Here is a 10,630-nt window from a genome sequence, read left to right as displayed (position 1 = left end):
GGGCTGGGATGTCGCCGGCCGCCAGCAGGCCGCATTCGATGCCTTGCAGCGCGTCGGGATGAACCCGGCGTGGGTCAGCGACGCGGATCTCGAGGATCCCGGCCGACTCGCTGCTTTCGACGTGATCGTGCTCCCGTACACCCGGGTCATGAACGAGTCGGCGTCGCTGACCGTACGGGACTGGATCGCCGGTGGCGGCGGTCTCGTCCCCGTGCTGGCGTCACCTCGCGAGTTCCCTCTCCCCGGAGGAGGCTGGGGTCTGTGGCCCCTCGAGATGAACCAGGAGGCATGGGAGTGGGGGCCGCTCAGCGAGGCGTACCAGATGGACTTCCTCAACGATCCGACGCCCAATGAGCTGTCTCTGGTCCTCGACCCGGGAGGAGGCAACCATCCCATCGTGCAGAAGGCACTCGCCAACCTGGGGCTCACGACAGTTCGGTTGAATCGACCGACCGGTGCCGGCGCCGAATTCGCACGGGTCGCAAGCTCCAACGTGCAGCCACTCCTTCGATTCAGCATCACGAACCCGGGGTCCTACGAGGGTGTCGACGTCACCCAGTACGACGGTTTCCCGGCGGCCGAAGCCATCCGGTACGGCTTGGGCCGCATCGTCTATTTCGACACGTCCATCATCGATTTCTTCCCCGAGTACTCACTGGCCCTCGCCGGCCAGCTCTTCGGAGGTGTGCAGCAGGGTGACATCGCCCTGGAGCTGTTCAAACAGTCGGTCATCTGGGCAGGTCAACCCGACGGCGTCTACGGCGAGATCATCCGTGACGCCCGGACGTGGGGCGAAATCGACGCCTGGGGATCGTCCATCTACGTCCGCCAGTACTTCGAGAACACCGGCAATGTACCGGTCACCGGCATCGTCCGGACACGAATCTTCGATCCTGGCGGCAGCCTCGTGTATGAATCCGGTTATGACAAGTTCGGGTTCGTCGCCGGTGACACCTACATGTACAACTTCGGCTGGGAGAACGGTGGCGTGCTCGATGATGGGTCCTACCGGGTGGAGGTCGAGTATCGATACAGTTTCCCGGCCTACGATCGGGTGTACAAGGAGTACGCGCTCGTGACTCGCGGGCAGGGGCTCGATCTCCCCACCTCTCGCATCGGTGTGATTCGCGCCGCGGGGACTTCCCGTTACGCGACCGCCGTCGCGGTCGCACAGGAGGCGTTCACGCCGGGCGCCGCCACGGTGTACATCGCCACCGGCGAGACGTTCCCCGATGCGCTCGCGGCCGGTGCCGTCGCCGGATTCGAGCACAGCCCGATCCTGCTCACGCGACGCTCGGTGCTGCCTCCGGAGACCGCTGCAGAGCTGCGCCGGCTGCAACCCGCCTCCATCGTCGTCCTCGGCGGAACCGCCGCGATCGCAACGAGCGTGGAACAGGAACTCGCCGGTTACACCTCCGGCTCCGTGACGAGGGTCGCCGGCTCCAACCGATATGCGACGGCCGCGGCCTTGTCCGCGAGAACCTACTCCCCCGGCGTCCCGGCGGCATTCATCGTGACCGGCGAGTCTTTCCCCGACGGGTTGACTGCAGGCCCGGCGGCCGCCGCCGTCGGTGGGCCCGTCCTGCTCGTACATCCCGGTTGGATCCCTGCCGAGACTCTGGCCGAGCTGCAACGCCTCGCACCGCAGAAGATCTATGTCATCGGTGGATCGGTAGCGGTCTCCGACTCGGTCGCATCGAACCTTGCGAGTCTCACCACGGGAGCCGTAGAACGGCTCGCCGGTTCCAACCGCTACTACACCGCCCAGGCGGTCTCGCAGAGGATCTTCGGTCCGGGCCCCCAGACCGTCTACATGGCGACGGGAGAATCGTTCCCCGACGCCCTGTCGGCCGGACCGGCCGCCGCCGCCGCCGGAGGTCCGCTGTTGCTCTCACAACGCGACACCATCCCCTATGGCGGGCGGCTGGAGCTCACACGCCTCTCCCCGCACGTGATCGTGGTCGTCGGGGGGGCGACCGTCATCTCCGACGCCATCGAGGCCGCTCTCTGGAGTTGGACCCCGTAGATCTGATCGTCGGACGGGCAGGCTCGAACGAAGGCGCTACCCCTCCGGGGTCATGGCCGCCCAACGCGTCGCGTACTCGAGAAGGAACTCTTCGCCGCTCAGCGAGTAGAGCTTGCGAAGTTGGCGCACATGGCCGTCGTGATAACCGAAATGAATGTTGCGACCTTGCAGGTACATCGGCAACTCCCCGTCGGTGACCTCGAGCGGCCGCCACGCACCTTCGTAGAACACTTCCAGTCCGCCGTCCCCGGACCAAGAAATGTGGATGTTCGGCTGCTCGTAGACGGAAAGAGGAAGCACCAGAGCGGTCCCTCGGTCGTCGAGGCGACGAAGTGAGATATCGTCGAAGTCGATGACACCGCCGGCCGTCGACGACGTGAACTCGTACAGCTCCACGAGCAGGTCACAACCTTCCTCGGGTACGTCGAAGACGAACCCGTACGGTGCCCACTCCCGGGACCGAATCTGGAACTTGTCGCCGAGAATGCTCCTGCCGCTCGGGCATTCACCCACGACGGTGACCCTTCCAGGGATCTTCAGCGGTCTCGCGCGCATAGAACGAGATGCCGTAGGAGCCCTTGCCTACCTGCTCGCTACCGACCGTCTGTCCCAGGACCTCCCATCCTTCTCCCGATGTGGTGATCTGAGCGAACCTCCTGCCCTCGTAGGCGTGGCCGTCGGGAAATGCGAAGTTGTCCCCACCCGCGGTGATGATCGCCTTCCAATCTTCGGGTCGATCCGAACCGGATGCGTCGAGTTGTTCGAAGCCTCCGTTTGTGATCAGCTCGGGTGAATCGCCCGGGGAGGGCTCGATCGTGGCGGATGCGGTAAACCCCTGCGGACCGGAGAGATCCACGGTCGCCGAGCCGCCGGACGCGCGCAGCCGAAGATCCGGATGCAGCCGGATCAGGTCGTACGCGGAGACCTCACCTTGGGGAGTTGTCACGCTGAACCTGGGGAGCAGTTCCCGCAGGCCGTCGATCCCTCGGCGGAAGATGGCCCATGCCTTCTGGTCGTCATAGCGTTTCGCGTACCCGGCCACGCCGATCAACGCGTCCAGGTTGCCGTTCAGCACGAACGTCGGGATGGCTGTTTCGTACTCCTGGAAGAACAGCCCTCCGTCGGGCAGTGTCGTCCGGATTCGTGAGTCGTCGGCGGTGAACGCGGTGAACGCGCGGTGGGCGGTCTCGTCGTATGCCGGGTCTCCGGTGTAGTCGGCCAGCATCCCCAGCGCGATCAGCCCGTTGCCCTGGGCGAGACCCGAAGGCCACGGGGCACGGCTGAGCAGCTCGTCGTTGTTCCCGTATGGCCAGTCGAATGGATAGAACCAGTACCACGCGTCGCCGTGTTGCTCCAGCGAGGAGATCAGCCACTGCCCGGTCGAGCGGATGACACAATCGGTGGCCGGGTCGATGTCTCCCTTCTTGAGCGCGTCGGTGACAAACAGCATCGCCGCCTGCGGGTGGTAGACGTCGCCGATGCCGTCCAGACGTGCCATGACCACGCCGTCATCGTCGATGACGGCGTCCGGATACTCCGACCTGGCTTCCTGCAGTTGCGTCGCCGAGCACTGCCTGCTTCGTGATGTGTGCACAATGTATCCGGCCACGATGAGACCGGTCACCAGCGCGAGTATCGCCCACCTGGCCGAGCGACCGCGCATCAACGAGGTTCACCCACAGGAGATCGGCCCTGCAGCGCCTCGACGATTCGACGTGATGCCCCCGGAGGGAAGATGTGTTCGATTCCGGCGTTGTCTGCCCCGCGAAGCTCCTCGAGGGCCTCTCGAGCGGCCTGCGCGTCGAGGTCGACGACCCGGTTCATGCCGGCGTCCACGGTCTCGACCCATTCGGTCTCTTTGCGCAGGGTGATGCACGGTGTGCCGAGCAGCACCGATTCCTTCTGAAGCCCCCCGGAGTCGGTGAGTACCGCATCGGCGCCGGCCACCAACGTGAGCATATCGACGTAGCCGACGGGGGCGAGCGGGGCCACATTCACGGGCCACGTGAGGTCGTGGCGCCGCATGGCCGCGGCGGTGCGCGGGTGCACGGGGATCACGACACGTTCCGGCATGGCGGCCAAGACACCGAGCGCCTGGCCGAGTCGTTGCGCGTCGTCGACGTTCTCGGCACGGTGGAGGGTTGCAAGCAGATACGGGCCGTCGACGCGCAGTCGGCGTAGTCGGCCGGCATCGATGCGACCGCGAACGAGTCCGATCGCGTCGACCATGACGTCCCCGACGAGCATCACACCTTCGGTGACTCCTTCGGCGGCAAGGTGATCGACCGCGGTCTGCGTCGGACAGAAGAGCAGATCGGACACGTGGTCGGTGACGACACGGTTGACCTCTTCTGGCATGTCGCGCCGGAAGGAACGAAGGCCCGCCTCGACATGTGCGACGCGGATGTGGAGCTTCGCTGCGGCGAGAGCACCCGCGAGCGTGCTGTTCGTATCGCCGTAGACGAGGACCCAGTCCGGTTGCTCCACGAGGAGAACCTCTTCGATACGTTCGAGCATGCGGCCTGTCTGACGACCGTGAGGCCCAGAGCCCACTTCGAGGTTCAGATCGGGTTCCGGAATCCCCAGTTCGTCGAAGAAGACCTCGGACATTCCAGCGTCGTAGTGCTGTCCGGTGTGCACGAGGATCTCGGTCGCAGCCGTTCGCAGTTCCCTGCCCACGGCGGCGGCCTTGACGAATTGTGGGCGGGCCCCGACGATGCTGACGACTCTCATCTCGTCACACGCGGGCTCGTAACTCGGACAGCAACATCACGGTTCGCGAGTGTACCGGCCGACCGATGTTGCTCGACGCGAGTGTGGGGCCGACCTGGCCGGCCCCACACTTCAGGAACGTGTTCTCTTAGTTCGCCAGCCCGTAATCGGTCAAGCAGTCGCTGGAATTGGCTGCCGTCTGAGCTTCGGCCAAAGCAGCATCGCTCACCGCCAGAGTCCCTCCGAGCGCGATGATCTTTCCCGGCTGAATCCGGCAGATCTCGCCGAGGGTCTCATCGGGCACAACGCCCGCCACCGCATTCCAGAAGAGCACCGGACCGGCCTGGCCTGCCATCATCGATGAAGAGAACGCCGATGCCGCCAGTGCGTCCGGATAGTTGAGCCCGTTCGTCAGGTATACGACCCTCGTCGCTCCCATGACGTAGCTCTCCGGGGTCAAATAGGCGCCCCACGTACCGAAACCGTACCTGCCTCCCAGCGGGAAGGCGCGCCGGGAGATCTGGACCGCGGTGTCGAACCGGCTGGCACCCGAGATACGAGCCGTCTGCCCGAACGTCGCGTGGATCGAACTACCGTCGTACGATATGGAGTCGCCTGGGCCCGAGACCGCCAGCCACGCCTGGTCGGGACTCCCGAAGCACGCCGGATTGATATCGATCGTGAACCCCGTCGCCGCCGTGACCCCTCCTATGTAGCCCCGATCCGGGTCGCCGAACAAGACGGTGCTGTGCGCTGTACACGACAAGGTGTCGCCGTCGGGTCGTCCCGTTACGAACAAATCCGATCCGTCGTTGTAGTAGACGGCGGCGTTGGGTTCGTAGATTCCGTTGTAGGGAGCGAGAAGGGAGTAGTACTCGATCTCATGGGTGATCGACGCCGTATAGGTGGTCACCGGTGTAGGACTGGTGTCACCGTCGGAGTGATATGCGGTTGTGGCGAAATCGATCTTCCATCCCGTCTCGTCGCTGAGATCGTGCGCGGCGCACAGATTGACGGTGAACCGCCAGTTCCCATCATCCTGCAGCTCGACGTCGACGGTGTTGATGTCGGCTGCCCCCGAACTCGCATCGCCACACCCGTCGGTCAACGCCGAACCGATGGCGCTGACGATCGTCGCCTCCGGCCGGGCGGTGTCGGTGGCCTGGGTGCCTCCGCTTGTCGGTCCTTGCCAGTCCGGGTAGTCCACGGGCTGATGCCACGTCGACTGCTGCAGGTACTGTGCCAGCTCCTGCTGGGACGGGGCGTCGGTCTGAGTTGCTGCACCTGCCGCCACGACACCGACGACAAGCATGAACACGACACTCACGAGAACGTAAACGGAACGCCTATGCATATTCCACCTCCTGGACAAATCCACTGCCGGGCGAGTCTACCCCCGGGTGGTATCGCTATGGGGTGTCTCAGCCGAGGATATTCTGGAAAAATCTGCGATCGTCACGGAACGATGTACGCGGCGAGGCCCAGCAGGACGGTATCGGAGACCGCTCCTCGCCCGCCGACGACGACGATGCGCGAAGGTCCGATCCGTTGCAGTTCGGCCGCCGTCGCCGCCGGAATCGAGGTGGGATGTGTGAGCAGCAGCGGCCCTCCGCCGAACGCGGATGCCGGCCCTGCGGTGAGGGCATCCGGGAAGTCCAACCCGGTGGCGACATAGACGACGCCTGCCCCCGACGGGTACGCCGCCTGCGCTATCGTCGCCGCCGTCTCGTAGCGATCCGCTCCTGCGAGCCGCGTGACCGACGCGGATGTGAGCGCCTCCAGCTGAGTGACGACATCCGCCGAGACTGCGCTTTCGCCGCCGACGACGAGGATCGAGCCGGGTTTCAGGTCGGCGAGCGCGTCGATCGTCGCCTGCACGAGACTGTCGGGCCGGGTGAGCAGCACCGGAGCGCCGAGCGATGCGCCGAGCGGACCGGCGGCCAGGCCGTCCGGGTAGTTCAGGCCCGTGGTGACGATGACGGTGGAAGCGCCGGTCGGGAACGCGTCGTGAGCGATGAGGTGTGCCGTGTCGTACCGATCCGTCCCTCCCAATCTTCGGACCGTCCCGTACGCGCCGAGTTGTGTCTCCACGTCGCTCGATACGGCCGTGGTTCCCCCGATGATCACGATGTCGGCCGGCGCCAGCCGGGTCAGCTCGTCCAACGTCGCCTGGGGGACACCGGCCTGCTCGACCAGGAGGACCGGCGCGTGATCGATCCCGGCCACCGGACCGACGGCCAGCCCGTCCGCGAACCCTTCACCTGCCGCCACATAGACGGTCCCGGCGGCATCGAACGCCCCTCGGGAGATCGCGGCCGCCGTTTTGAAGCGGTCGGGACCTGCATGCCGCTCCACCTCGAGGTGCGGGGAGGCAAGCGCGGCTGCAATGTCGAGAACTCCGGCACCGTAGACCGGATCGGTCCCGGGATCTCCCGCGTCGGTCGCCGTGGATTCGAGTGCCGCCCTGACGCCGACCGCGGGGACCCGAGGATTCGCTGCGCGGAGCATCGCCGCCGCTCCGGCGACGTGCGGTGACGCGCTCGACGTCCCTTCCATCCAGAACAGGCCGAAACCGTCGACGTTGAAGCTCTCCTGCAACACACCGTCGGGATTGCCGTCCGCGTTGAGGTCGGCATTCGTGTCGCCTCCGGGCGCGGTCATACTCAGATCGACGCCACAGTCGCTGTAGCCGGTGACGGCGCCGGCGGCATCCACCGCCCCGATACCGAGGACGTCCGGATGATTCGCGGGGAAGGAGACCCAGCCGGCCGTTGGCGCGCAATAGCCGTCATTCCCCGACGCGGCGACGAGCAACACGTCATGATCGGCGGCATACTCGATGGCCGAGGACACGACCGCCTGCACACAGTCCGGCTGCTCGGCCCACGTACCCGTGCAAGGCCAGCCGAGCGACATGTTGATGACGTCCGCACCATGGTCGGTGGCCCACACGATCGCATCCGCCACGACCGCTGCCGGGCCACCTCCCGAATCCATGGCCTTGATCGGCATGAGCCGTGCGTCGTAGGCGAGCCCGGCCACCCCTATCCCGTTGTTCGTGCACTGTGCGATCGTGCCGGCGACATGCGTGCCGTGCCCCGACCAGTCGGCTGCCACACCAGGACCGCTCGTTCCGGTGAGCGCGTCGTACTCGTCGACGAAGTCATGACAGGCGAGGTCCGGTCCTTTCGACACGCCGGTATCGATGACGGCGACCGTCACACCGGCCCCCGTCGACAAGGACCACGCCGCCGGCGCGTCGACGAGAGGAAAGTGCCATTGCAGACCGTATGAAGGATCCGTGGGGTCGCTCGCATACGGTATCGCGAGTGAGGCGAGAGCGACCGCTTCCACGGGCTGTTCCGATGGGGGAAGCTGTGCCCTCGGATTCGTGTCGATTCTGCGGACGCCGGGCAGCGTGACCACCGTGCCCATGCTGCGCACATCGCCGGGGACCACATACCAATCGCCGACGATGTGTCTCGAACCCGCCGGAAGCCCACCTACGGATTGCGCGTCGACCTCGACCACGAAACCGTCGCCCGATGTGTCTGTCGAAGCGACCGCCGGGTTCCCGACGGGCACGGCAGACAGCAGCATGCCCAGCACGGCGATCGTGACGATGATCCGCTTCATGGAAGGAGTTGCTGGAGAGCGGTTTCCAGGTCCGCCGGAATCACACCGGGGCCACCCAGCACCCGGATCTCCCCGGGACCCAGTCGCAACAGTTCGGCCCGTGTGACCTCCGGAATCGAACTGCCCTTGACGAGCAGCAGGGGCGCTCCGGCGAACCCACCGGCCGCCCCCCCTCCGAGACCGTCGGGATAGTTGGTCCCGATCGCGACGTAGACGACCGGCGTTCCCGGACCGAACCGACTCTGTGAGATCTTCACCGCGGTGTCGTACCGGTCGGTACCGCCGATCCGACCGACCGCCCCGGTCCCCACATAGGCGCCGAGTTGTGCCTCGACATCGGCCGAGACGGCCGCCGTTCCACCGAGCACGACGATCGAGGAGGGTGCAAGACGTTCAAGCTCGGTGGCGATGGCTGGCGGGATCGAGTCCGGGCGGATGAGCAGCAGCGGCGCTCCGTCGGCCGCGGCCGCCGGAACCCCGGCGAGCGCATCCGCGAAGGCGACACCGCTGGTGACATAGACGACCGACGCACCGGCGGGAAACGCGTTCTGGGAGATGACGGCGGACGTGTCATAGCGAGACAGCCCCGACCACCGATCGACGGTCCCGGTGGTGTAGGCGCCTAGCTGCGCCTGGACGTCGGCGGAGACGGCGCCTTCTCCACCGACGATCACGATCGATGCAGGCTTGAGACGCGAAAGCTCGACGGTGGTCGCCCATGGCAGCACGGCCTTACGAGTGAGGAGAACGGGCCCTCCGAGAGCCGCTGCAGCGGCGCCGGCCGACAGGGCATCCGGGAACGACTCTCCATCCGCGATGAACGCGACGGGGACGCCGGAGGGGAACGTGTCGGCGGAAACATCCGCCGCAGTCGCGTATCGGTCGGCACCCCACAGCCGATGCACCCCGGAGAACCAGAGGGTGTGCACCTGGGGAGAGGTAAGGCCGAAGCTGGAGCGCAGCCACCATCCGGGCACGTCGACCGAGCTCTCCACGCCTCCGGTCAAACCCGTGAATCGCACCGTCGCCTCAGGTGGTCCGTTCACCAGAGCCGCACCGGTGAGGGTGTCGAAGTCCGCATGCCAGGCCCTCGTCGTCGCAGTCAACTTCGACAGGATCGTCGCCGTCGTGGCAGTCTTCGACCAGACCGCCTTCGGATTGAACCCCGGGTCGGACGCCCAGTAGTCGTCGACGGACGTGAGATACGGGTATTGAACGGAGGATCCGAAACCTCCCACGTTCGTTTCGGTGACACCCACCGACGACGACGTGTAGAAAGCTTCGATGACACCATTCTGGGTGAAGCTCGAGTTCGGATGGGTCAGCACCTGTCCCGCCGTCGTCGTGGCGGCTGCGACCCATGTCGGTTCCTGCTCCTGATCCCACCCGTTGTAGACCTGGTCGGTGGCGGTGCGTCGCACATGGCACCAGCACTTGTCCTTCCAGTAACTGCTCAGACCTGGATCCGCGAGGGTGCCGACCCGATCGCCGGTCTCACGCTGTTGTGCTTTGGCGATCGCGTAACTACGCGCCGCTATCGCCTGGGCTTCGAGTGCGGCGGGAGCCCATGACGGCGGCATCTCGTCGATGCCTGCGATGTAATCCTCGATGCCGACCGCCAGCGACACGTGAAACCTCAACGTCGGGAGCGAACCGACGGGACGGATCTTCAACGAGCCATGAGCGAAGCTGAGTCCGAGGTCCGGGATCTCCACCCTGGTTCCTTCGGCCCACGAGATGCTCGCCGAGCAGTCCCCGGGGTTGCCCTGCGGGGATCCGTTGTGCTCGAACTGGCATTGGCTGCCGTCGAACGTGAACGACCACAGCTCGCCGTCTTTGGGCGTCACCGATTTCGGGCATGCCCCTTCACCGTCGCCTGCCTGGCAGAGCTCCAGGTCACCGCCGATCGCCTTGAACTGGAATGTGAGCTTGTTCTGGAGCAGGCCGACCCACAGTGGTTGAGCGTAGGTCAGCAGGAAGTTGTCGGCCGGCAGCACGTCGGCGACCTGCTCGATCGACGTGCCCGAGAAGTAGTGGGTGGCGATCTGCGCACCGGTGTACCCGTCGAGTGCCATGCCCTGGGCGCCATATTGACTGAGTCCGATCCCGTGGCCGAAGCCGCCGCCGACGAACTCGACCTCGCCGGTGGCGGGGACCGCGCCGGCGACCGGCACCGGAACCGCCACTATCAGGGCGGCCAGCAGCAGCGTCGCCACGCGAGCCAGTCGATCGTTCATCGCACCATTCTCACCTTCA

At 65.8% G+C, this 10,630-nt stretch carries 7 protein-coding genes; 1 reads left to right on the top strand and 6 read right to left on the bottom strand.

All coding sequences use genetic code 11. The features are described from left to right. Positions 1-2,026: hypothetical protein (locus GXP34_13445; protein NOY56970.1), on the top strand; the 2,026-nt coding region annotated here is incomplete at its 5' end. A 36-nt stretch (positions 2,027-2,062) separates the two neighbouring features. On the opposite strand, the gene GXP34_13440 is transcribed toward GXP34_13445, so the two are convergent. The 6 genes from GXP34_13440 to GXP34_13415 form a co-directional block, all read right to left on the bottom strand. Beyond that, positions 2,063-2,539, bottom strand: coding sequence for a hypothetical protein (locus GXP34_13440; protein ID NOY56969.1), 477 nt, complete (start codon positions 2,537-2,539; stop codon positions 2,063-2,065). Further along, entirely contained in the window at positions 2,532-3,650 is a 1,119-nt protein-coding gene (locus GXP34_13435) for a hypothetical protein (GenBank protein ID NOY56968.1), read from the bottom strand. The genes GXP34_13440 and GXP34_13435 overlap by 8 nt, the downstream gene beginning before the upstream one ends. A gap of 38 nt (positions 3,651-3,688) precedes the next feature. Beyond that, positions 3,689-4,759 carry a UDP-N-acetylglucosamine 2-epimerase (non-hydrolyzing) gene (gene wecB, locus GXP34_13430; protein NOY56967.1) on the bottom strand — a complete coding sequence of 357 codons (1,071 nt, stop codon included), beginning with the start codon at positions 4,757-4,759 and terminating at the stop codon, positions 3,689-3,691. Between the two features lie 127 nt (positions 4,760-4,886). Then, on the bottom strand, positions 4,887-6,092 hold the full coding sequence (locus GXP34_13425; GenBank protein ID NOY56966.1) for a cell wall-binding repeat-containing protein: 1,206 nt from the start codon (positions 6,090-6,092) through the stop codon (positions 4,887-4,889). 101 nt (positions 6,093-6,193) lie between these two features. Next, on the bottom strand, positions 6,194-8,374 hold the full coding sequence (locus GXP34_13420) for a S8 family serine peptidase (GenBank protein NOY56965.1): 2,181 nt from the start codon (positions 8,372-8,374) through the stop codon (positions 6,194-6,196). After that, positions 8,371-10,611, bottom strand: a complete 2,241-nt coding sequence (locus tag GXP34_13415) for a cell wall-binding repeat-containing protein (protein NOY56964.1) — start codon at positions 10,609-10,611, stop codon at positions 8,371-8,373. The genes GXP34_13420 and GXP34_13415 overlap by 4 nt, the downstream gene beginning before the upstream one ends. Between the last annotated feature and the right edge of the window lie 19 nt (positions 10,612-10,630).

The organism is Actinomycetota bacterium (genome assembly GCA_013152275.1).
Classification (GTDB): domain Bacteria; phylum Actinomycetota; class Acidimicrobiia; order Spongiisociales; family UBA4744; genus BMS3Bbin01.
The sequence above is the reverse complement of the archived record's forward strand: the minus strand, read 5'-3'. Positions and strand labels throughout refer to the sequence as shown.